General features: G+C 53.9%; 22 protein-coding genes. 5 read left to right on the plus strand and 17 right to left on the minus strand.

The genetic code is table 11. The features are described from left to right. Positions 1-393 precede the first annotated feature (393 nt). Positions 394-840: a hypothetical protein gene (locus LA337_21970; protein UBI15788.1), complete on the plus strand. Its 447-nt coding sequence runs from the start codon at positions 394-396 to the stop codon at positions 838-840. A gap of 94 nt (positions 841-934) precedes the next feature. On the opposite strand, the gene gntU is transcribed toward LA337_21970, so the two are convergent. The 5 genes from gntU to LA337_21995 form a co-directional block, all read right to left on the minus strand. Next, positions 935-2,275: a gluconate transporter gene (gntU, locus tag LA337_21975; GenBank protein ID UBI15789.1), complete on the minus strand. Its 1,341-nt coding sequence runs from the start codon at positions 2,273-2,275 to the stop codon at positions 935-937. Further along, complete coding sequence (gene gntK / locus LA337_21980; GenBank protein UBI15790.1) at positions 2,275-2,805, minus strand: gluconokinase; 531 nt, start codon at positions 2,803-2,805, stop codon at positions 2,275-2,277. Before gntK ends, gntU begins: the two co-directional genes overlap by 1 nt. Before the next feature lie 141 nt (positions 2,806-2,946). Continuing rightward, positions 2,947-3,942, minus strand: a complete 996-nt coding sequence (gntR, locus tag LA337_21985) for a gluconate operon transcriptional repressor GntR (GenBank protein UBI15791.1) — start codon at positions 3,940-3,942, stop codon at positions 2,947-2,949. A 223-nt stretch (positions 3,943-4,165) separates the two neighbouring features. Beyond that, positions 4,166-4,861 carry a quercetin 2,3-dioxygenase gene (gene yhhW, locus LA337_21990; GenBank protein ID UBI15792.1) on the minus strand — a complete coding sequence of 232 codons (696 nt, stop codon included), beginning with the start codon at positions 4,859-4,861 and terminating at the stop codon, positions 4,166-4,168. Between the two features lie 123 nt (positions 4,862-4,984). Next, positions 4,985-6,022 carry an oxidoreductase gene (locus LA337_21995; GenBank protein ID UBI15793.1) on the minus strand — a complete coding sequence of 346 codons (1,038 nt, stop codon included), beginning with the start codon at positions 6,020-6,022 and terminating at the stop codon, positions 4,985-4,987. Between the two features lie 416 nt (positions 6,023-6,438). Between LA337_21995 and yhhY the strand changes: the two genes are divergently transcribed. Then, complete coding sequence (yhhY, locus tag LA337_22000) at positions 6,439-6,927, plus strand: N-acetyltransferase (protein ID UBI15794.1); 489 nt, start codon at positions 6,439-6,441, stop codon at positions 6,925-6,927. 46 nt (positions 6,928-6,973) lie between these two features. Further along, the gene (locus LA337_22005) at positions 6,974-7,858 is read left to right on the plus strand and encodes a hypothetical protein (GenBank protein UBI15795.1); all 885 of its coding nucleotides are present in this window, start codon (positions 6,974-6,976) and stop codon (positions 7,856-7,858) included. 47 nt (positions 7,859-7,905) lie between these two features. Here the strand turns inward: LA337_22005 and ggt are convergent, their stop codons facing one another. Further along, a complete protein-coding gene (gene ggt, locus LA337_22010) occupies positions 7,906-9,651 on the minus strand; it encodes a gamma-glutamyltransferase (protein ID UBI15796.1) in 1,746 nt (581 codons plus the stop codon). A gap of 118 nt (positions 9,652-9,769) precedes the next feature. On the opposite strand from ggt, the gene LA337_22015 reads away from it, so the two are divergent. Beyond that, entirely contained in the window at positions 9,770-10,210 is a 441-nt protein-coding gene (locus LA337_22015; protein ID UBI15797.1) for a DUF2756 family protein, read from the plus strand. Here LA337_22015 and ugpQ read toward each other — a convergent pair. The 11 genes from ugpQ to livK form a co-directional block, all read right to left on the minus strand. Beyond that, complete coding sequence (gene ugpQ, locus LA337_22020) at positions 10,207-10,950, minus strand: glycerophosphodiester phosphodiesterase (GenBank protein UBI15798.1); 744 nt, start codon at positions 10,948-10,950, stop codon at positions 10,207-10,209. The two genes, LA337_22015 and ugpQ, sit on opposite strands and share 4 nt — an antisense overlap. Next, the gene (locus LA337_22025) at positions 10,947-12,017 is read right to left on the minus strand and encodes a sn-glycerol-3-phosphate import ATP-binding protein UgpC (GenBank protein UBI15799.1); all 1,071 of its coding nucleotides are present in this window, start codon (positions 12,015-12,017) and stop codon (positions 10,947-10,949) included. Before LA337_22025 ends, ugpQ begins: the two co-directional genes overlap by 4 nt. Position 12,018: 1 nt before the next feature. Beyond that, positions 12,019-12,864, minus strand: a complete 846-nt coding sequence (gene ugpE / locus LA337_22030; protein ID UBI15800.1) for a sn-glycerol-3-phosphate ABC transporter permease UgpE — start codon at positions 12,862-12,864, stop codon at positions 12,019-12,021. Then, a complete protein-coding gene (gene ugpA, locus LA337_22035) occupies positions 12,861-13,748 on the minus strand; it encodes a sn-glycerol-3-phosphate ABC transporter permease UgpA (GenBank protein ID UBI15801.1) in 888 nt (295 codons plus the stop codon). Before ugpA ends, ugpE begins: the two co-directional genes overlap by 4 nt. 102 nt (positions 13,749-13,850) lie before the next feature. Continuing rightward, the gene (ugpB, locus tag LA337_22040) at positions 13,851-15,167 is read right to left on the minus strand and encodes a sn-glycerol-3-phosphate ABC transporter substrate-binding protein UgpB (protein UBI15802.1); all 1,317 of its coding nucleotides are present in this window, start codon (positions 15,165-15,167) and stop codon (positions 13,851-13,853) included. A 248-nt stretch (positions 15,168-15,415) separates the two neighbouring features. Continuing rightward, positions 15,416-15,697 carry a hypothetical protein gene (locus tag LA337_22045; protein UBI15803.1) on the minus strand — a complete coding sequence of 94 codons (282 nt, stop codon included), beginning with the start codon at positions 15,695-15,697 and terminating at the stop codon, positions 15,416-15,418. 101 nt (positions 15,698-15,798) lie between these two features. Further along, a complete protein-coding gene (gene livF, locus LA337_22050) occupies positions 15,799-16,512 on the minus strand; it encodes a high-affinity branched-chain amino acid ABC transporter ATP-binding protein LivF (GenBank protein UBI18534.1) in 714 nt (237 codons plus the stop codon). A gap of 17 nt (positions 16,513-16,529) precedes the next feature. Further along, positions 16,530-17,297: a high-affinity branched-chain amino acid ABC transporter ATP-binding protein LivG gene (livG, locus tag LA337_22055; protein UBI15804.1), complete on the minus strand. Its 768-nt coding sequence runs from the start codon at positions 17,295-17,297 to the stop codon at positions 16,530-16,532. After that, positions 17,294-18,571 (minus strand): branched chain amino acid ABC transporter permease LivM, encoded by a 1,278-nt coding sequence (gene livM / locus LA337_22060; GenBank protein ID UBI15805.1) that lies wholly within the window; start codon positions 18,569-18,571, stop codon positions 17,294-17,296. Before livM ends, livG begins: the two co-directional genes overlap by 4 nt. Continuing rightward, positions 18,568-19,494, minus strand: coding sequence for a high-affinity branched-chain amino acid ABC transporter permease LivH (livH, locus tag LA337_22065; GenBank protein ID UBI15806.1), 927 nt, complete (start codon positions 19,492-19,494; stop codon positions 18,568-18,570). The genes livM and livH overlap by 4 nt, the downstream gene beginning before the upstream one ends. 61 nt (positions 19,495-19,555) lie before the next feature. Continuing rightward, entirely contained in the window at positions 19,556-20,665 is a 1,110-nt protein-coding gene (livK, locus tag LA337_22070) for a high-affinity branched-chain amino acid ABC transporter substrate-binding protein LivK (protein UBI15807.1), read from the minus strand. Between the two features lie 422 nt (positions 20,666-21,087). Here livK and panM point away from each other — a divergent pair, with 422 nt between their 5' ends. After that, positions 21,088-21,471 (plus strand): aspartate 1-decarboxylase autocleavage activator PanM, encoded by a 384-nt coding sequence (gene panM / locus LA337_22075; GenBank protein ID UBI18535.1) that lies wholly within the window; start codon positions 21,088-21,090, stop codon positions 21,469-21,471. Positions 21,472-21,543 lie beyond the last annotated feature (72 nt).

The raw sequence follows: 21,543 nt of genomic DNA on the forward strand, positions 1-21,543 counted from the left end.
TGTAGGCCCGGTAAGCGCTAGCGCCACCGGGCAATCAGCGCCGTGAATGTGTTTATGAGAAACACCTCAATCATTTAAGTCTCTGAAAAAGCGTATTTTCATTTCTGCGAAGCGCCTTCCGGAATGCCCTCTTGTCAGCATCACGGATAAGCATTATCTTCTCGCTGCACCTGCAAAATCAGGTGCCAGAATTAGCCTTCTGAACTCCTTCATCGGTGACGCAAGTATTTTTGTGTCGCACGCTTAGGTACACTCCAATGGTGGACCGGGCGGGGGCGTCGCAAGACGCGCCGGTATCCGATGAGGCCGGTAAGGCTAACCCTGTTCGGCTCCACCTCCAGTGAGATTAGCCTCTCCAGTGGTGGATGAAAATCACTCATCGGAGGCTGCCCTATGGCAACGACCCCTCTCTTTTCACACTCTTTATTTACCCTGCCCTTTAGCCATGCCACGGACTTCACCGAGTTGGCGGATAACTGTGAGCGTTTTGTCGAAGGGCTTGTTGAATGTCATGACCCTGTTGAAAAACTGGCGATTTGTGCGCGCCTGTCGGCCTGTCTGGCACTACTGCAACCAACCTTAACGGAACCTGTACCGCAGCATCTACAGGCCAGCCTGACGGTAGAAACCTTACCGACCCGCTCTCCCCTCTTTGAACCCGAACCAGATCAGATGGGGCGTTACTGCCAACTTTTGACGCATTTACTGATGAGTAAAACGCTGTCTGACGAGATGGAACGCGTGGCGGGTGATTTACTGCAGGATTTAGTGGGCTATTTCGCCGATACGCTAAAAGCGCCGCGTTGGTTGAAAACCGAGGATGGTGTGATGGTGCTGTAAAAAAGCCGGGTAGCGCTTGCGCTTACCCGGCCTACGGTGTGGATATGTGCTCAATTCCAGGCCCGGTAAGCGCAAGCGCCACCGGGCAATACCATCAGCTCAACAGCTGGAAGGCAATCATACCGACAATCGCACCGACCGTGCCGAGGATGGTTTCCATCATCGTCCAGGTCTTCAGGGTTTGCGCTTCGGTCGCGCCGGTAAATTTACCGAACAACCAGAAGCCCGCGTCGTTAACGTGACTGACGACGATAGAGCCACCCGCGATACAGATAGACAGCGCTGCCATCTGGGCCCCGGAGTAGTTCAGTTGCTCAATCACCGGCATCACCAGACCGACCGCCGTTAAGCAGGCCACGGTCGCGGAACCCTGAATGATACGCACCGCCGCCGCCAGCACGAAGCAGGTGATGGCAATCGGCAGGCCCATGCCGGTTAATGCTTCACCCAGTGCCGGACCCACGCCGGAATCCACCAGTACCTGTTTGAACACACCGCCCGCACCAATCACCAGCAGAATAATTCCCGCCGGCTGCAGCGCATGCCCGCAGATCTCCATCACGCGGTCTTTTGGCATGCCCTGGCGAATCGCCAGACCGTAAATCGCCACCAGACACGCCACCAGAATCGCGGTAAACGGGTGACCGATAAACTCGAACCATTCGTAGGTTGAAGAACCGACCGGCACAAAGCGTGCGGCGATAGTTTTCAGGCCAACCAGCACCAGCGGCAGCAGGATAAGCGATAAACTGAAGCCAAAGGATGGCATTTTGCCTTCACCCAGATGCGGCTCGGTAATGTCTTCCGGTACGTGCAGCTCAACATAACGGCTGATGAAGTTACCCCACAGCGGCCCGGCGATAATCATGCCCGGAATCGCGGCGCACAGACCAATCAGGATCATCCAGCCAAAGTCGGCGTGCATCTGAGAGGCCAGCAGCATTGGCGCAGGCCCTGGCAGCAGGAATGCTGCGGCAGCCGCCACGCCCGCAAACAGCGGAATGACCAGCTTTACAAGGTTAGTACCGGTGTGGCGCGCCATTGAGAACGCCACGCTAATCAGCAGCACAATTGCCACCTCAAAGAACAGCGGCAGCGCGCAAATCAGACCGGCCAGGCCAATCGCGTAATGCGCGCGGCTGTGACCGAAAGATTTCAGCATTTTGACGGCAATCTGATCGACCGCCCCCGTCTCATGCAAAATCTTGCCGAACATCGCCCCCAGCGCCACAACAATCGCCAGAAAACCGAGCGTGCCTCCCATCCCTTTTTCCATGGTCGCAGCGATTTTATCGAGCGGCATACCGGAAAAGAGACCTGCACCAATGGATACCACCATCAAAGCAACGAAAGCGTGCATACGCGCCTTCATCACTAAAAACAGCAGTAATAAAACGGACCCTACTGCTGTTAAAACAAGCGTTAATGTACTCACTACTTACTGCCCTGGTTAATAACCTCAATGGTGCTGGCGACCACACCGTCCAGTGGTTGATCGATATCGACCACCAGTACATCGTTTTCATTGGCACCCGGTTCTTCCAGCGCTTCAAACTGGGTCACCAGCATCTGCGTTTTGAAGAAGTGGCCTTTACGCGCCTTCAGGCGGCTTTCGATAACGTCAAAATCCCCTTTCAGATAGATGAAAGAGAGGTTTGGATTACCGTCGCGCAGCTGGTCGCGGTAGACTTTTTTCAGGGCGGAACAGACGATCAGCGAAACTTTATTGGTCCGCTGCATCGCGAAGGCGGCGTCATTCAGCGCCTGTAACCACGGTTTACGGTCGTCATCGTTAAGTGGCTCACCGGAAGCCATTTTCATGATGTTGCTGCGCGGATGGAGAAAATCGCCATCAAGAAACGCGGCCTGCAGTTGATGCGCCACTTCGCTGGCGACAGCAGATTTACCGCTGCCCGATACGCCCATCAGAACGTAAACGTGGTGATCATGATTAGTCGTGCTCAAAGCGTTGCCCCCACTGGTACAAGAATCAGGAAATTGTTACGGGTAACTGTTATCGGTAACATTGTCCAGCCGGATAAATAGAGAAGCAATATCCATTCGTGCTCGAAGTGTATAAGTGTGAGCTACTTCAAAGTTGTTGGCTTAAATAGATCCGCCCGGTGACAAGGTGAAACCTAAATCTAACATTTTAGGTGTGACTGCTTCACCACGAATGCGCGCCAGCAGGCGCTCTGCGCCAATGCTGCCCATTCGCTCACGCGGCGTGAGCACGCTCGCCAGACGCGGCTCCATCACCTGTCCAATGTCGTGACCGTGGAATCCGGCAATCGCCATATCATCAGGGATTTTCAGCCCTAAACGCTGACATTCGAAAGCCGCCCCTACCGCCAGGTCATCGTTGGTACAGAAGACGCCATCAAGCTGCGGGTATTCACGTCGCGCCTGACGAATGAGTTCAATACCGGATGAGTAGGAAGAAGACTGCTCCACCATCACGCTATACGGCACCAGGTCAGCATCGCGCATTGCCTGCTCGTAGCCTCTCTGTTTGATGATAGTACGTTCATCAAGACGTGCGCCAAGATAGGCAACATGACGGTGCCCACGCGCGATAATAGCGGCGGTCATCTGGCGCGCGGCCTCGAAGTTGTCGAAGCCGACGGCAATATCCAGACACGGTGACTGGCTGTCCATCAGTTCAACCACCGGGATACCCGCAACCTCAATCATTTTCAGCGTACGGGGCGTATGGCTACGTTCGGTGAGGATCAGGCCATCAATATTCCACGACAGCATCGACTCCAGGCGCTCTTGTTCCATCTCAGGCTTATAGCCGTAGTGCGCGAGCATAGTTTGATAACCATGGGCGTCGGTGACGGCCTCAATGCCGCGTAGCACTTCAGCAAAAACCTGGTTAGTAAGAGAGGGTAACAGCACGCCGATCGCGCGGCTGGTGGCGTTAGAAAGGATATCAGGAGCGCGATTGGGAATATAACCCAGCTCATCAAGTGCAGCGGCAATTTTGCCCCGCAGCGCCACGGAGACCTGCTCCGGGTTACGCAAAAAGCGACTGACCGTCATTTTGGTCACGCCCACGCGGTCGGCTACATCCTGAAGTACGGGTCTTTTCTTTTTCATCGTCCTGAAGCGTTAAAAAGGGATAGATTCCCCCAGTTTACCACGGACGTGCGTGAACCTTCGCAGAGAAAAAAAGGAGTTTTTTATTGTGAGAAATACACAAAATCATTCGAGTTGCATCAAGGCGGCGACGCAGTAAATCCCCGGGAGCGTACATTAAGTACGCGACCGGGGTGAGCGAGGAAAGCCAACACAGATGTAGCTTGAAGGATGCCGTGTATTTTTAGACTGGCGGCAGGTCAAACAGTAACACTTCACTGTCGCTGTCGGCATGAATCGAAATTGCCTGTTCATCCCAGATGGCCAGACCGTCGCTGGTGGTCGCTTTGGTGCCATTAATGGTGACATTGCCTTTTACCACCTGGATCCAGACGCGGCGTTCAGCGGCAATTTGATGCACCGACTGCTCATCTTTGACCAGCGCCCAACGGTACAACTCCATATCCTGGTAAACTTTCAGCGAACCATCACGGGCATCCGGCGACAGCACCAGTTGTTTACCCTGGGCGGCATCGAAACGGCGCTGTTCATAGCGCGGCTTAATACCGTTTTCCTGCGGCATGATCCAGATCTGATACAGATGCAGTTTCTCAGTATTGCTCGGGTTATACTCCGAATGACGGATCCCCGTCCCGGCGCTCATAATCTGAAACTCACCGGCCGGAACCTGCTCTTTGTTGCCCATGCTGTCCTGATGCTCCACTGCACCTTCCAGCACATAGGTCAGGATTTCCATGTCTTTATGGGGGTGAGTGCCAAAGCCCTGGCCTGCGTCGATTACATCATCGTTAATCACGCGCAGTGCCGAGAACCCCATAAAGTTCGGGTCATAGTAGTTGGCAAAAGAGAAGGTATGCCAGGAATCGAGCCAGCCATGATTAGCGTGGCCACGGTCATTAGCTTTGCGTAAATAGATCATTGTGTTCACCCCCAGATGTTTTCGATGGAGTAAGTGTGGACTCAATCCGTCTGGGATCATAGAGGGTGAAAATTGACTCCTCTGTTCAAAAAATATGAACAAGCCCAGAGGAGTCTGTGCAGGCTATTTGGCGAGGGTTATCGTGGCAGGCATTGCCTGTTCAAAGGCGCGTTCGAGGATTTCCAGGTTGGTAAGAACTTCAGATTCCTTGACGTAATTAGGCGTACCGGCCGTCAGCGTCTGGTACAGCGCATCATAGACGCGACCGTAGTCTCCCACTTCCGGCTTCACCTCTTCTTTCACCGTGATGCCGTCATCGTTGACATATTCCAGCATTCCAATGGAATCATCGGCAGCGAAACCTGGCTCACCTGGCATGATATTAGCCTTCAGGCTGGTTTCCTGCTGGTCGATGCCGTACTTCACAAACGAGCCTTTGGTGCCATGGACGATAAACTTCGGATAGTCGATTTTCACCAGATGACTGGTTTTAACAATGGCTTTCAGGTCGCCGTAAAACAGCTGCGCTTCAAAGGTATCGTCCTGGTTCGCTTTGTTGCGTAGGCTGCGGATGTCATAGGCCACATGATCGGGACGTCCGAACAGCGAGATAATCTGATCCATGGTGTGTACGCCCAGACCATAAAACGCGCCGTCCTGCGGCAGCCCCGGCTTGGTCTCTGCTTCGGGACGGTAGTAATCGAAATGGCTTTCAACTTCAACAATCTTGCCGAGCTTGCCGCTCTCAATCGCTTTTTTAGCGGTGAGGAAACAGGAGTCAAAACGACGATTCTGATACGGCGTAACGGTCAGTCCTTTGCTTTGCGCCAGCTCAAACAACTCTTTTGCTTGCGCAAGCGTTGGGGTGAAGGGTTTCTCAACCAGCACATTTTTACCCGCTTCCAGCGCGCGTTTGGCGTATTCAAAATGGCTGTCAGCATGGGTACAGACGATCACCAGCTTCACCTGCGGATCGTTTAAGATCTCGTCGAGGTCACTGGTGAAGTGAATATGGGAATACTGCGGCGCCTGCTCTTCCGGCTTGGCGTTGCGGCGGAAAATGTGCGCAACGTGCCAGCTATTTTTGCGATTGAGGACGTACGGCAAATGGTAGCGAGTGGTGCTTTTACCAAAACCAATAAATGCGCAGTGTAAGGTCATGAGACGATCCTTTTGAAAGTGATTGTCTACACCATAGCGCAAAGCGGCTGGAGACTGAATGTTGGATTCTTTGCCGGATGGCGGCGGAGCCTTATCCGGCCTACAAAACCCAGGTCTCAGCTGTAGGCCGGATAAGCGCAAGCGCCATCCGGCATCATCCCGGGGACAAAATGACAAGTAAGCCAGGCAGAAACAAAACCAAAAAAAAAGCCAGCGCAAGGCTGGCTAAAGTAATACTGGAAGCAATGTGAGCAATGTCGTGCTTTCAGGTTCTCCGTAGGGGTTCCCCTGAACGCAGAGCAATAATAATCATTCTCATTCGCACTTGTCTACTTCTTTTTGCAAAAAAATGCAGTTGACGGGATTTTCTTTCTCAGCGAGTGTAAATACACAATTAACCCTGCAGGAGATAAGGAATGAGTGAAATAGTGATACGCCACGCTGAACCAAAAGATTACGACGCAATTCGTCAGATCCACGCTCAGCCGGAGGTGTACCACAACACGCTACAGGTTCCTCATCCTTCCCTCGAGATGTGGCAGGCGCGGCTAACCGAGCAAGCCGGGGTTAAACAACTGGTTGCCTGCATTGACGATATCGTCGTGGGGCATCTCTGTATTGAGGTTGCGCAGCGCCCACGCCGCAGCCACGTGGCCGATTTTGGTATCTGCGTGGATGCCCGGTGGCACAATCGCGGCGTTGCCAGCGCGCTGATCCGCACGATGATCGACATGTGCGACAACTGGCTGCGCGTCGAGCGTATTGAGCTAACGGTATTTGTTGATAATGAGCCTGCCGTGGCGGTGTATAAGAAATACGGCTTTGAAATCGAAGGCACCGGTAAGAAATACGGCCTGCGCAACGGTGAGTATGTTGATGCCTACTTTATGGCACGCGTGAAATAAATTTAAGGGCGAGTCGTATCGCCCTGCTTATTGAAAGGACGCAATAGTGAAAAAGTACCTTCCCCTGGTGTTGCTGGCAACGCTCTCCCCTGCTTTTGCCACTACCGTACAAAATCTCGATTCCGTACCCAGCGCCATTCAACACCCGGAAGGCAAACAGATTTTCGCTGAGCAAATGGCGGGAGCAACACCCGCGAAAGGATTTGGCGAGCTTCCGCAGGGATTATCCGAGGACCAGTGGATTGCCTGGGTTGCGCCGAATGAGGATCCTGACAACCTGATCCTCACGGGTGCCAAAGCCTGGGGCAAAGACGGCAAATATATTGGCGTCGCTTGTTTCGCTGACAATCAGGCGGATGCCGGGCAGGCAAAGAAATACGCGGATAACACCTGTCCTGAAAACTACAGCAACGGGCGCGCTAATAAATTATATCTCGGCGTTTTTTCCTGGCAGAACCAACGGCTAACGCCGATTGCACGTTCGGAAAAACCGTTAAACCAACTCTCGGAGTGGAATAAAGCCGCCGAAAAAGAGAGCGATGATGAGTCCGTCAGACCGCTGGCTTATTATACAAAACTGGATCTGGCACCGTACCGGATCGCCCCCGATACCCTGGCGTTCGGGGTGCGTGGTGGATACTCTGATGCGTATTCCGGCGGCGGCGCATTTTACGAAGTGCTGGAGCTCTATACGATCAAAGACAACAGGATAATCAACGTGTATTCCGACCTTGTTTATCAATATACGGACATCGCCGGAGACTGGAATAAAGACGGCACAAGGCAGCACGACATCAGCGAAAGCAAGTACATTCTCAAAATGCGCTCGGCAAAGACGCACGGATTTTATGATTTAGAACGCGTTAACCTGCAGGATAAAAGCAGCCAAATATTCCGCTGGTCTGAGTCACTGCAGGGATATGCGCCATAACCAACCAGTCAGGCCTACACCACTTAGAACGCTGTAGGCCATTATTCTTAGTATCCCGCCGTTAAATCATCCACGGAACGCGGGTCAGACGCGCCATACAGTGCGCCATCCGGTCCAACCATAATGCTCTGCGTGCTGCCCATCGCCTCTTTCAGCGCGACTTTCTGTCCTTTTTGCTCCAGCAACTTGATTGTATCCGGGCTGAAGCCCTTCTCGATGCGCAGTTCATCCGGTAACCACTGATGATGGAAGCGCGGCGCGTTGGTCGCTTCGGCGACGTTCATCCCGAAATCAATGCTGTTGACTACCATTTGCAGCACGGTTGTGATAATTCGACTCCCGCCAGGGCTGCCGGTAACCAGCCAGGTTTTCCCGTCTTTTACCACGATAGTCGGTGACATCGACGACAGCGGGCGCTTTTTCGGCCCAACCGCGTTAGCATCGCCGCCCACCAGTCCATAAACGTTTGGCACGCCCGGCTTAGCGGAGAAATCATCCATTTCATTATTGAGCAGGATACCGGTGTTACCCGCCACGATGCCGGTCCCGAAGGTGGTATTCAGGGTATAGGTCACCGCCACGGCATTGCCGTCTTTATCCACCACCGAGAAGTGAGTGGTCTGGTTGCTTTCATACGGGGCGAGCTTGCCTGGTTTGATCTGGCTGGAAGGCTTAGCCTTGTTGATATCAATTTGATCCGCAAGCGTTTTAGCATAGGCTTTGTTGGTCAGTGCCTGCCACGGCACTTTCACAAAATCCGGGTCGCCCAGATACTCTGAACGGTCGGCGTAAGCATATTTCTCCGCTTCAGCCATGACCTGCATGGCGTCGGCGCTGCCAAACCCGTACTTCTTCATGTCGAAGTTTTCGAGAATATTGAGGATCTGCACGATGTGAATACCGCCAGAGGACGGCGGCGGCATGGAGAAGACCTGATACCCGCGATAGTCACCGCTAATCGGCGTACGCTCCACGGCTTTATAGCTGGCTAAATCCTCTTTGGTCATCAGCCCGCCGTTCTTCTGCATTTCCCCGGCAATCTGATCGGCAATAGCCCCTTTATAAAACGCGTCCGGACCGTTCTCGGCAATCATCTCGAGGCTTTTCGCCAGATTCTTTTGCACCAGCTTGTCGCCCTTTTTCAGCGGCTCGCCGTCTTTCCAGAAAATGGCTTTGCTGTTCTCGTGATTAGGGAGCACTTCGCTGCCATAGGTTTTCAGATCGTCGGCCAGCGCATCGTTAACCACAAAGCCATCTTCCGCCAGCTTCATTGCCGGGCGCACCACTTTGTTCAGCGGCATCGTGCCGTATTTCTCCAGCGCCAGCGAGAAACCCGCCACGGTACCCGGCGTACCGGATGCCAGATGCGACGTCAGCGACTTTTTCGCATCGGCGTTGCCCTGCTCATCGAGGAACATGTCACGGGTCGCGCCAGCAGGCGCCATTTCACGAAAATCGATCGCGGTGGTGTTACCGTCTTTGGTACGCAGCAGCATAAAACCACCACCGCCCAGATTGCCCGCCTGAGGATGCGTTACCGCCAGCGCGTAGCCAACGGCCACGGCGGCATCGACGGCATTCCCCCCCTGTTTCAGAATGTCCACCCCAACCTGGGTGGCCAGCGCATCCACGGAGGCCACCATCCCCTGTTGCGCGCGCACAGGATGGAACACATCTTCCTCAACACCGTAGGATACCGGTGGTGGCGCAGCCGGCGCGGCAGCAACGCTAAAACAACTTCCTGAGAGCAGAGCAGCAATGGCTACCCGGCGTAAAAACGTCGGTTTTATCATCGTTATTCTCCAGATGTATGGGGGTCGGCCCCCAATAAGCCTGGTGCATAACTCTGAAATAATCATCGTAACGGCGAGAAAGGAGTAAACTTAAACGATCCCCGAGAGGAGAAAAGCGATGAAACGACTCTTACTTTTAGCCATGCTGTTGCCGTTTGCAGGCTTTGCACAGCCTATCAACACCATGAATAACCCGAATCAACCGGGTTATCAGATCCCGAGTCAGCAGCGTATGCAGACGCAAATGCAATCGCAGCAGATTCAACAGAAAGGGATGCTCAACCAGCAGTTGCAAACGCAGACGCGTATGCAGCAACAGCATATGGAAAACCAAATCAACACCAACTCCCAGCGAGTCCTTCAGTCTCAGCCTGGCGAGCTGAATTCCGGTCAGCAGCAGATGCTTTCCAACAGCAACGGTGGGATGTTGAGTGGAACCCGTAACCCGGACAGCTCGCTGAATAAGCAACATATGCTGTCAGAGAAAAAGAACGGCGACATGCTGAAGCCCTCCAGCACGCCGCAGCCTAATGTTCCGTTAAAAACGATTGGACCTTAACAGGGCTGGAAATCCGGACCAATCGTATCAATAGCATCGGTACAGATACAGTCCACTCCCCAGCGTAGCAGTTCCGCCGCGCGCTGGGGTCGGTTGACGGTATACACCAGTATCCGTAGCCCCGCGTCGCGCAGCGCATCCACGCGAGCTTCATCCAGCAGCTTGTGATTAAGATGAATAGAGACGCAGCCAAGCCGCGTTGTCAGCTCACGCCAGTCTTCGCGCCATTCATCCAGCAGCAAACCTCTCGGCAGTTCAGGCGCCGCCTGCTGCGCCGCTTCAAGCGCATCAATTTCAAAGGATGACAACAGTGGTGGCGTCATTTCCGCCCACAGTTCCCGCGCGGCCAGCGCCACGACTTTGCCGGTTAAGGTTCCGGTGCCGGTTGTGGGTTTAATTTCAATATTCGCCATCATACCGTGCTGACGGCAGCGCTCGGCCACTTGCGAGAGCAGCGGCAGCGGTTCACCTTTAAACTCACCGCTAAACCAGCCGCCGGCGTCCACGCGCAATAAATCCTGCCAGTTCAGCTCGCCTGCCACGCCCCAGCCGTTACTGGTTCGCTCCAGGTTGTCGTCATGCAGCAAGAAGATCTCACCGTCTTTCGACAATTTAGCGTCAAACTCGATCATGGTATGCCCGTATCGCGCCCCCACGTCGATCGCCGCCAGGGTGTTTTCCGGTGCCAGCTTACCGCCGCCACGATGGGCGACAATATGGGGGTAAGGCCAGTAACTCATACGCGTTGTCCTGTTTCGCCATCAAAAAGATGCAGATGATTTTCTGGCAGATGCAGCCACAGCGTGCTGCCTGCCGTCGGGCGATGCTGATGCGCCAGTCGCACCACCAGCTTTTGCTCACCCCAACGTCCATGTGCCAGGTTATCCGCTCCCAGCATTTCCAGCGTGTCGACAACCAGCGGCACGCCGCCTTCGGCCTGCGAGCTTAGCGCAATATGCTCCGGGCGGATACCCAGCGTCATATTACGCCCACCAGACACTCTGGTGCTTCTGCCGATCGGCAACGTCATACCGTCGTCAAGCTCAAAATGGGTACCCGCGGCGCTGATGCGCCCGTCCAGCAGGTTCATCGCCGGGCTGCCGATAAAACTCGCCACAAAGCGGCTGGCTGGTTTTTCATACACCTCAACCGGCGTACCTACCTGCTCGGCAATGCCTTTGTTCATCACCATCACCCGCTGGGCGAGCGTCATCGCTTCAACCTGATCGTGCGTCACGTACAGCGAAGTGGTTTTCAGGCGGCGATGCAGATGTTGTAACTCGAGACGCATCTGTACGCGCAGCTTGGCATCGAGATTGGAAAGCGGTTCATCAAACAGGAATACCGCCGGGTCGCGGACAATCGCCCGCCCCATCGCCACGCGCTGGCGCTGTCCGCCGGAAAGCTCGCGCGGACGACGCTTGAGCAGTTCACCCAGCTCAAGAATACGCGCCGCCTCTTTCACCCGTTCGGCAATATGCTCCTTACCCATCCCGCGGATTTTCAGCCCCCAGGCCATGTTTTCTTCCACGCTCATATGCGGGTAGAGCGCGTAGTTCTGAAAGACCATCGCAATGCCGCGATCCTTCGGCTCCATCTCGGTAACGCGCTTATTATCAATCCAGATATCGCCGCCGCTCACCCGCTCAAGCCCGGCCACCATCCGCAGTAGCGTAGATTTGCCGCAGCCAGATGGCCCGACCATGACGATAAATTCCCCGTCCGCGACGTCCAGCGTCAGCGGTTTAATCACCTGGGTTTTGCCGTCCCAGCTTTTGGTTACCGCCTGTAGTTTGAGTCCTGCCATTTTATTTCTCACTGTCCACTAAACCACGTACAAACGCGCGCTGCATGGCTAACACGATGATTACCGGAGGGATAAGCGTTAGCAGCATGGCTGCCATTACCTGATTCCATTGGGTGGTGCCTTCACCGGTGGCAATCATGCCTTTGATACCCGCCACTGCAGTGCCCAAATTGACGTCGGTAATAATTAACAACGGCCACAGATACTGGTTCCAGCCGTAGATAAAGGTGATAACGAACAGCGCCGCCAGGTTGGTTTTTGACAGCGGTAGTACGATATCGCGGAAAAAACGCATCGGTGACGCACCGTCAATACGCGCCGCCTCAACCAGTTCATCCGACAGGGTCATAAAGAACTGCCGAAACAAGAAGGTCGCAGTAGCCGATGCCATCAACGGCAGCGTCAGACCCGCATAGCTGTCGAGCATTTTCAGGTTGGCAATAACCTCCACCGTCGGGAAAATACGCACCTCAACCGGCAGCATCAGGGTGATAAAAATCATCCAGAAGAACAGGTTGCGCAGCGGAAAACGGAACCAGACGATGGCGAATGCGGAGAGCATAGAAACGGTGATTTTGCCTACCGTAATACTGAACGCCATAATGAAACTGTTGAGCATCATCAGCCAGAACGGCGCGCTATTGACGCCCACGCCGTTGACCCAGATGTATTTCATGTTTTCCAGTAGCTGTGTGCCGGGCACCAGCGTCATCGGCGTTTCAAACACCGCTTTGTTGTCCAGCGTCGCCGCGACAAACGCAACGTACAGCGGAAACAGGATCACCATGATCCCCATAATCAACATGGCATGGCTGAATATTGTCAGCCCACGACGGTTCTCAATCATTGGTAACGCACCTTACTTTCCACATAGCGGAACTGCACCACCGTCAAAATAATGACCAGGAACATCAGCACCACCGATTGCGCGGCCGAAGCGGAGAGATCCAGCCCAACAAACCCTTCGCGATAGATCTTATAAATCAACGTAGTGGTCGCCTGTACCGGGCCACCCGCCGTGGCGGCATCGATCACCGGGAAAGTATCAAAGAAGGCATAAACCAGATTCACCACCAGCAGAAAGAAGCTGACCGGGGCTATCAGCGGCAACGCCAGCTTAAAGAAGCGGCGAACCGGCCCTGCGCCATCAATCGCGGCGGCCTCAATCAGCGACCGCGGAATAGACTGCAGTGCGGCAAAGAAGAACAGGAAGTTGTAACTAATCTGCTTCCAGACCGACGCAAACACCACCAGGAACATCGCCTGACCGCTGTTTTGCGCATGGTTCCAGTCATAGCCAAACTCACCGAGAAAATGGGTAATCAGTCCGCGTCCTGGGTTAAACAGGAAGATCCACAATACGGCGGCGACGGCGGGCGCGACGGCATAAGGCAACAGCATCAGCGTCTGGTAAAAACGACTGCCACGCACCACGTAATTCACCAGCGCCGCAAAAAACAACGACACCAGCAGACCGCTTACCGTGACGAACGTACTGAACTTAATGGTGGTCCAGAACGAATCAAGGTAGTACGGGTCATGAAACAGCGCGACAAAGTTCTCCAGTCCGACAAACTGGCTGGAAAGACCAAACGGATCAACGGATTGCAACGAATACCACAGCGCTTCACCGGCGGGCCAGATAAAGAAAATAACGGTGATAACCAGCTGCGGAGCCACCAGCAAATAGGGAAGCCAACGCGAGCGGAATACCGGACGGGATGAAGACATGTAGACTTTTCCTGGAAGGTGCCGGATGGCGGTGCAGGCACCTTATCCGGCCTACAAACGCTGTAGGCCTGATAAGCGCAGCGCCATCAGGCACTTATACACTTAAGACTTGGTCGATTGCTCAAAACGACGCAGTAACTGATTGCCACGTTCAACGGCGGTATCCAACGCCTGCTGCGGGGTTTTCTTCCCGGTCCAGACGCTTTCCAGCTCTTCATCCACGATAGTGCGGATCTGCGGCATGTTGCCCAGACGCAGCCCTTTGGTGAACGGCAACGGCGGCTTGTTCAGCATCTGGCGAGTGGCGATATCAGCCCCTGGGTTCTTATCATAGAAGCCCTGCTCGCGGGTCAGGTCGTAGGCAGCAGTGGTGATGGGCAGATAGCCGGTCTTCTGGTGCCATTCGGCAGCAATTTCAGGCTTCGCCAGGAAGTTGAGGAACTGCGCCACGCCTTCGTAAGTTGCTTTGTCTTTACCCTGCATAACCCACAGGCTGGCCCCACCGATAATCGCATTCTGCGGTGCGCCCTTCACGTCGGCATCGTACGGCATCATTCCGACGCCATAGTTGAATTTAGCGTAGTGACGGATGTCAGCCAGAGAACCAGAAGAGGCGGTGGTAATGGCACAATCCCCGTTATAGAACTTCTCGGTGGACTCATCTTTACGCCCAAAGTAGCTGAAATCCCCTTTTTTGTTCAGCTCTTCCAGCAGGGCGATATGTTTCACCTGTTCCGGTTTATTGAACTCCAGCACCGCGTCAGTACCGTCAAAACCGTTGTTTTTGGTTGCTACCGGCAGACCGTTCCAGGCGCTGAAGTTTTCAATCTGAATCCATCCCTGCCAGCCGCTGGCGTAACCGCACTTCATTCCTGCGGCTTTCAGCTTCGCGGTGTATTCCGCCAGATCCTGCCAGGTTTTCGGCGGCTGCTCCGGGTCTAAACCGGCTTTTTTGAAGGCATCTTTGTTGTAGTACAGCACCGGAGTGGAGCTGTTAAACGGCTGGGAGAGCAAGTGCCCACTTTTAGAGTCGGTGTAGTAACCGGAAACGGTCGGTACGAACTGAGACTCATCGAAGTTAATGCCGGCCTCTTTGAAGACTTCATAGACCGGTTTAATGGCTTTCGAGGCCATCATTGTTGCCGTACCCACTTCATAAACCTGCAGCAGCGCAGGCGCGTTTCCGGTACGGAAGGCGGCAATACCTGCGCTCAGGCTTTGCTCGTAGTTGCCTTTGTACTGCGGAACAATTTTGTAGTCGGGATTGGCGGCATTAAAACGTTGCGCCAGTGAGTCAACTTCTTTACCCAGTTCGCCTTCCATTGAGTGCCAGAACGGGATAGTGGTGACCGCCAGTGCCTGACCTGCAAATGCCAGGCTAAGTGCCAGTCCTAAAGCTGTATGTCGTAACGATATCATCGGTTATCTCTCTTGTTGTGCCGGATGCGCGATATCACGCGTTTTATGCTCGCGGGGGTAACATGACATGCTCGAATGACAGAAAAATAACTTTTTTATTACAAAAAAAAGATAGTAAGGCGACAAACAGATGGCAAGGCGGTGAAAGCGTAGTGACAGGAAAATGCGGGGTGGTGCACAACAAAGCCGGATAGCGCTATGTCTTACCCGACCAGGATGATGTTATCTGTTACTGCCAGCAAGGAACATTAATCTTTACGCCCGCGTCGTTCATATTCATTCTGTAAACGCTGCTGTTCACGCCGCTCGCGTTCGCGCTGGATATCCGATTTCTCATCTTCCCAGCCCGGACATACTGAGCTGGTGAAGACTTCGCAGGGCGAGTTGGACTGCGCTAACGGGTTGTCCGGTTTCTCTTCCCAGATTGATGGGTCGCGCGGGTCGAACGCTGGCGGCGCTGAGGCCAGGGTATTTAATGAAAGCGTCAAAAACAAACTACCAATCATCATGCAGGTACCTGAACGAATCATCCTTTCTCCATGTTCATTTTTATTATTGATAACTATTCTCAATAATAACATAGAGCAATAAAAAGGGGCCACAGCGGGCCCCTTGTCTATTCAGAGAATGGTTAACCGCCCAGATACGCGCTGCGCACCGCTTCGTTAGCCAGTAACGCATCACCGGTGTCTTCCAGCACCACATGACCGTTTTCCAGCACGTAGCCGCGATCGGCGAGCTTCAGTGCCTGGTTAGCGTTCTGTTCAACGAGGAAGATGGTCATCCCCTGCTCGCGCAACTGCTCGATGGTGTTAAAAATCTGCTGGATGATAATCGGTGCCAGACCCAGCGACGGTTCATCAAGCAGTAGCAGCCTCGGCTGGCTCATCAGCGCACGACCTATCGCCAGCATCTGTTGTTCACCGCCGGACATCGTTCCCGCACGCTGAATTCGACGCTCATGCAGGCGAGGAAACAGGTCATACACCCATTTGATGCGTTCCTGAAACTGGTCCTTTTCGGCAAAGAAGCCGCCCATCGCCAGGTTCTCTTCGACCGTCATGCGGGAAAACACGCGACGCCCTTCCGGAACAATCGCGACCGCTTCGCGCATGATTTTCGCCGTCTGCCAGTCGGTAATGTCTTTACCATCAAAGACAATTCGCCCGCTGGTCGCACGCGGATCGCCGCATAACGTACCGAGCAGCGTGGTTTTTCCCGCGCCGTTGGCGCCAATCAGGGTAACGATTTCACCCTGGTTGATATACAAGCTGACATCGTGCAGCGCCTGTATCTTGCCGTAGTGGGCGCTGACTTTGTCGAACGATAACATCACGTTATCCATATTATGCCTCGCCCCCATTATGCTTCTCCTAAATAGGCGCGGATAACATCCGGGTTATTACGAATCTGTTCCGGCGTCCCGTTCGCCAGCGGCGTGCCCTGGTTCACCACGTAAATACGGTCGGAAATCCCCATCACCAGCTTCATATCGTGCTCAATCAACAAAATGGTAGTGTTGTGATGGTTACGCAGTTCAGCAATCAGCTCGTCCAATTCTTTGGTCTCTTTCGGATTGAGGCCTGCGGCGGGTTCGTCGAGCATCAGGATTTCCGGCTGGGTCACCATGCAGCGGGCAATCTCCAGACGGCGCTGATCGCCGTAGGCCAGGTTACTGGCCTGCCGGTTGGCATGCTCCAGCAAACCAATACGCGCAAGCCAGGTGGCGGCGCGATCCAACGCTTCACTCTGCGCGCGACGGAACGACGGAGTTTTCAACAGACCGGAGAAGACACCGGTTTTCAGCTGCTGATGTTGCGCCACCAGCAGGTTTTCAATCACCGTCATTTCGCGAAACAGACGCACGTGCTGGAAAGTACGCACCACGCCCATACGCGCAATTTGCTGGCCCGGCAGCCCTTCCAGATGCTGGTCGCGCAGCTTAATCGTGCCGCCTGTCGGTTTATAAAAACCGGTCAGACAGTTAAAGACCGTGGTTTTCCCCGCGCCGTTTGGCCCGATTAACGAGACGATTTCCTGCGGACGCAGTTCCAGCTCAACGTTGTTTACCGCCAGCAGACCGCCGAAGCGCATCATCAGGCCGTTAACGGATAATAATGGCTGACTCATGCCTGCTCTCCTTTCGCTTCCCCGTTTTTCAGCTTCAACTGCGGACGGGTCATCGGCAACAAGCCCTGCGGACGCCAGATCATCATCAGTACCATTAAACCACCCAGCATTAACATGCTGTATTCGTTGAAATCACGCATTAGCTCACGTGACACCACCAGCAGGATAGCCGCGAGGATCACCGCAAACTGTGAGCCCATTCCGCCCAGTACCACAATCGCCAGCACAAAGGCCGACTCGGCAAAGGTGAACGATTCCGGGCTGACAAAACCCTGGCGCGCAGCAAACAGCGTACCGGCAAAACCCGCGAACGCAGCGCTGATGGTAAAGGCGGTCAGCTTGATGCGCGTAGGGTTTAAGCCCAGCGAGCGACAGGCAATTTCATCTTCACGCAGCGCTTCCCACGCACGGCCCAACGGCATACGCAGTAGACGGTTGATGACAAACAGCGAGAAGACCACCAGCAGCAGCGCCACCAGATAGAGGAAAATGACGCGGTCAGACGGATCGTACTTCACATTAAAGAAGTTGCTGAAAGTATCCCAGCCGCCTTCACGGGCGGTACGGCTGAACTCCAGACCGAAAAAGGTGGGTTTCGGGATCTGGCTGATACCATTTGGGCCACCGGTCACTTCGGTGTTGTTGAGCAGCAGGATACGGACGATTTCGCCGAAGCCTAACGTCACAATAGCCAGATAATCACCGCGCAGGCGCAGTACCGGGAAGCCGAGCAGGAAGCCCGCAGCAGCGGAAACCAGCCCTGCCAGCGGCAGACAGGTCCAGAAGCCGAGTCCGTAATAATGGTTCAGCAGTGCGAAGGTGTAAGCGCCGATGGCATAGAAGCCGCCGTAGCCCAGCACCAGCAGGCCGGAAAGCCCCACTACCACGTTTAAGCCGAGGCCGAGGATGATATAAATCATCGTCAGCGTGGCGATATCCACCGTTCCGCGCGACACCATAAACGGCCACGCCACGGCAATCACCAGCAGCGCCACCAGGAACAGCTTCTGTTTAACGGTGGAGCCATCAATCGCCGGCAGAATAAACTTCGGTCCGGAGACGCTCTTCAGCCCCTTCTGGAAAGCAGGACGCAACAGTTGAAAGAGAAAGACCACGCCAGTGCCGATAAATACCCACTGCCAGCGGATATCCGCAGCGGTATCCACCACCAGTTTGGTGCCGTCAAGTTCCAGTTGAACGCCCATAAAGACGCCCGCCAGAATGAAGAACATAGCGGCGGAAAGCAGCGCCATTGCAAAATGCATCGGTTTCATACTTTCTCTACCTCCGGGCGACCCAGAATACCGGTCGGCATCACCAGCAGCACCAGAATCAGCAGCGCGAACGACACCACGTCTTTGTATTCGGTACTCAGATAAGCAGAGGAGAGCGCTTCGGCGACGCCCAGAATCAGGCCGCCGATCATCGCGCCAGGAATACTGCCAATACCGCCCAGTACCGCCGCGGTAAAGGCCTTCATCCCGGCCATAAAGCCGATGTACGGGTTAATTACCCCGTAGAACTGACCGAGCAGTACGCCCGCTACCGCCGCCATTGCCGCGCCAATCACAAAGGTCAGCGCAATCACGCGATCGGTGTTAATACCGAGCAGGCTGGCCATCTTCAGATCTTCCGCGCAGGCACGACAGGCGCGACCCATACGCGAATAGCGGATGAAAATCGTCAGCGCCAGCATCGCCAGGAAGGTTACAATCCAGATAACCAACTGCATGGTGGTGATAGACGCAGAGAAGTTTTCGCTACTGCCGATAGTCCACTGGCCGTTGAACAGGCTGGGCAGCGCCACATCACGCGAACCTTCGGTGAGGCTGACGTAGTTTTGCAGGAAGATAGACATCCCGATGGCGGAAATCAGCGCAATCAGGCGCTTGGAGCTGCGCACGGGCCGATACGCCACGCGTTCAATACTCCAACCGTAGGCGCTGGCAATCACAATCGCGCCGACGAAACCCGCCGCGACCAGTAGCCAACTGGAATCAATACCCATCATCATTAGCGCAGCGATGATCATAAAGGAAACATAGCTGCCGATCATATACACCTCGCCGTGGGCGAAGTTGATCATGCCGATAATGCCGTACACCATCGTGTAACCGATAGCGATCAGCGCGTAGGTGCTTCCCAGCGTGACGCCGTTAAACATCTGCTGCAAGAAATAGAGGAACTGCTCGGACATAAGGTAACCTTTCTTAACCCGCCCGTTTTGTACGGGCGGTGGGATAACTCGTCTTCAGCGATTACTTCGCGACGGTCGATGATCCGTCCGCGTGCCACTGGAAGACACCAAACTCAAATCCCTTCAAATCGCCTTTTTCGTCCCATTTCAGCGGCCCAATCACGGTATCAGCCCCGTGTGCTTTCAGATCTTTCACCAGGTCCAACGGCTCTTTGCTACTGCTGCGATCCATTGCAGTTGCCAATGACTGGACTGCTGCATAAGTGATCCACACGTACGGACCGGTTGGATCTTTCTTGTCAGCTTTGAGCGCATCGACGATAGCTTTATTCGCCGGATCCTGGTCATAGCGTTTTGGCATGGTCACCAGCATGCCTTCAGCGGCATCACCGGCGATGTTAGACAGCGACGCATTGCCGACGCCCTCTGGTCCCATAAACTGGGTTTTCAGCCCGACAGAACGCGCCTGGCGCAGCATTTGCCCCATTTCCGGGTAGTAGCCGCCGTAATAAACAAAGTCGATATTTTCTTTTTTCAGGCGGGCGATCAGCGCAGAAAAATCTTTTTCCCCGGCGGTGATCCCATCGAAGAAGACGATGTTGCCTTTGCCCGCTTTCAGGCTGTCCTGAACTGAACGCGCCAGGCCTTCACCGTATTGCTGTTTATCGTGAATGATGGCGATGCGCTGCGGCTTCACTTTCTCCAGGATGTATTTCGCGGCGGTCGGCCCCTGAGAGGAGTCCAGGCCCGCTGTACGCATAATGTGTGCATAACCGCGCTGGGTCAGTTCTGGATTGGTTGCGCCAGGAGAAATCATCAGAATGCCTTCATCTTCATAGATATCTGATGCAGGCTGCGTAGAAGATGAGCACAGATGACCAATAACGTACTGAATGCCGTCATTGACGATTTTGTTCGCTACCGCAACGGCTTGTTTTGGATCGCAAGCGTCGTCATATTCCACAGCGACCAGTTTGTCGCCTTTGACTCCACCTTTGGCATTGATATCTTTTATGGCCTGACGTGCGCCATTAAATTCCATATCACCCCACTGCGCGACCGGACCTGACATCGCGCCAACAACAGCGACCTTGATATCTTCCGCCATGACCGCATGCGACATTGCCAGTGCTATCACCCCTGCGATGATTGTTTTCGCATTCCGTTTCATTTCTGAATCCCCATTCGTGACGTAATTAATATTTTGTATTTATGTGGTTAAAAAGCAGACTGTGCTTTTTTTGCGCTGTGCTATTTTTACCAGTCTCATTAATGGCTTAGCACAGTTTTTTAAGCAAATTACGGCTAAAAGCTCTATTTTTCAGTCGATTAAGAAAAGATAATATTCTGCTTTTCACTATAGATAAACAAAAAAAAGCGCGTTTGTCAGCATAAAATAATGGCACAAAGAGCGGAATAAAATGCTGCATTCCAGGGGATTATCCTGCCTGTTTTTCAATCTCTACTGTTTCAATCTGTCATTACCGTTGTTACAAAACTATTAACCTGGTGAATCACGTAAAAAAGAGAAAGCATCCGGGCGAATTATTTCGGTACACTGATTCCATCTTTTGTGATTTGGACATGCTGTTAATGAAGCTGACCATCGTTCGTTTAGATAACTTTAGCGACCAGGACCAGATTGATCTGGGTAAAATCTGGCCGGAATATTCCGCCTCATCGTTAAGCGTAGATGAAACGCACCGGATTTACGCCGCGCGCTTTAACGAGCGTCTGTTAGGCGCAGTTCGCGTAACCCTGAGCGGCACACAAGGCGCGCTGGATTCATTGCGCGTGCGCGATATCACCCGCCGTCGCGGCGTCGGGCAGTATTTGATCGAAGAAGTGATCCAGGAAAACCCTGACGTGAGTTCATGGTGGATGGCCGACGTCGGCGTTGAAGACCGCAGCGTGATGGCCACGTTTATGCAGGCGTTAGGGTTTACAGCCCAGGAGAATGGCTGGGAGAAGCGCTAAAAGAAAGCCGGATGGCGCTGACGCTTATCCGGCCTACGAAGTGCTCGTTGTAGACCTGGTAAGTATGTAGGC

The organism is Citrobacter europaeus, assembly GCA_020099315.1.
GTDB lineage: Bacteria > Pseudomonadota > Gammaproteobacteria > Enterobacterales > Enterobacteriaceae > Citrobacter > Citrobacter europaeus.

Bases quoted from the DNA above. Each gene is read 5' to 3' on its own strand.
- livH (UBI15806.1), bottom strand. From the start codon at position 19,494: ATGTCCGAGCAGTTCCTCTATTTCTTGCAGCAGATGTTTAACGGCGTC.
- ugpA (UBI15801.1), bottom strand. From the start codon at position 13,748: ATGTCTTCATCCCGTCCGGTATTCCGCTCGCGTTGGCTTCCCTATTTG.
- LA337_22045 (UBI15803.1), bottom strand. From the start codon at position 15,697: ATGATTCGTTCAGGTACCTGCATGATGATTGGTAGTTTGTTTTTGACG.
- ugpB (UBI15802.1), bottom strand. From the start codon at position 15,167: ATGATATCGTTACGACATACAGCTTTAGGACTGGCACTTAGCCTGGCA.
- ggt (UBI15796.1), bottom strand. From the start codon at position 9,651: ATGATAAAACCGACGTTTTTACGCCGGGTAGCCATTGCTGCTCTGCTC.
- livM (UBI15805.1), bottom strand. From the start codon at position 18,571: ATGAAACCGATGCATTTTGCAATGGCGCTGCTTTCCGCCGCTATGTTC.
- LA337_22025 (UBI15799.1), bottom strand. From the start codon at position 12,017: ATGGCAGGACTCAAACTACAGGCGGTAACCAAAAGCTGGGACGGCAAA.
- livF (UBI18534.1), bottom strand. From the start codon at position 16,512: ATGGATAACGTGATGTTATCGTTCGACAAAGTCAGCGCCCACTACGGC.
- ugpE (UBI15800.1), bottom strand. From the start codon at position 12,864: ATGATTGAGAACCGTCGTGGGCTGACAATATTCAGCCATGCCATGTTG.
- LA337_21995 (UBI15793.1), bottom strand. From the start codon at position 6,022: ATGACCTTACACTGCGCATTTATTGGTTTTGGTAAAAGCACCACTCGC.
- ugpQ (UBI15798.1), bottom strand. From the start codon at position 10,950: ATGAGTTACTGGCCTTACCCCCATATTGTCGCCCATCGTGGCGGCGGT.
- livG (UBI15804.1), bottom strand. From the start codon at position 17,297: ATGAGTCAGCCATTATTATCCGTTAACGGCCTGATGATGCGCTTCGGC.
- LA337_21970 (UBI15788.1), top strand. From the start codon at position 394: ATGGCAACGACCCCTCTCTTTTCACACTCTTTATTTACCCTGCCCTTT.
- LA337_22015 (UBI15797.1), top strand. From the start codon at position 9,770: ATGAAACGACTCTTACTTTTAGCCATGCTGTTGCCGTTTGCAGGCTTT.
- gntR (UBI15791.1), bottom strand. From the start codon at position 3,942: ATGAAAAAGAAAAGACCCGTACTTCAGGATGTAGCCGACCGCGTGGGC.
- yhhW (UBI15792.1), bottom strand. From the start codon at position 4,861: ATGATCTATTTACGCAAAGCTAATGACCGTGGCCACGCTAATCATGGC.
- livK (UBI15807.1), bottom strand. From the start codon at position 20,665: ATGAAACGGAATGCGAAAACAATCATCGCAGGGGTGATAGCACTGGCA.
- yhhY (UBI15794.1), top strand. From the start codon at position 6,439: ATGAGTGAAATAGTGATACGCCACGCTGAACCAAAAGATTACGACGCA.
- panM (UBI18535.1), top strand. From the start codon at position 21,088: ATGAAGCTGACCATCGTTCGTTTAGATAACTTTAGCGACCAGGACCAG.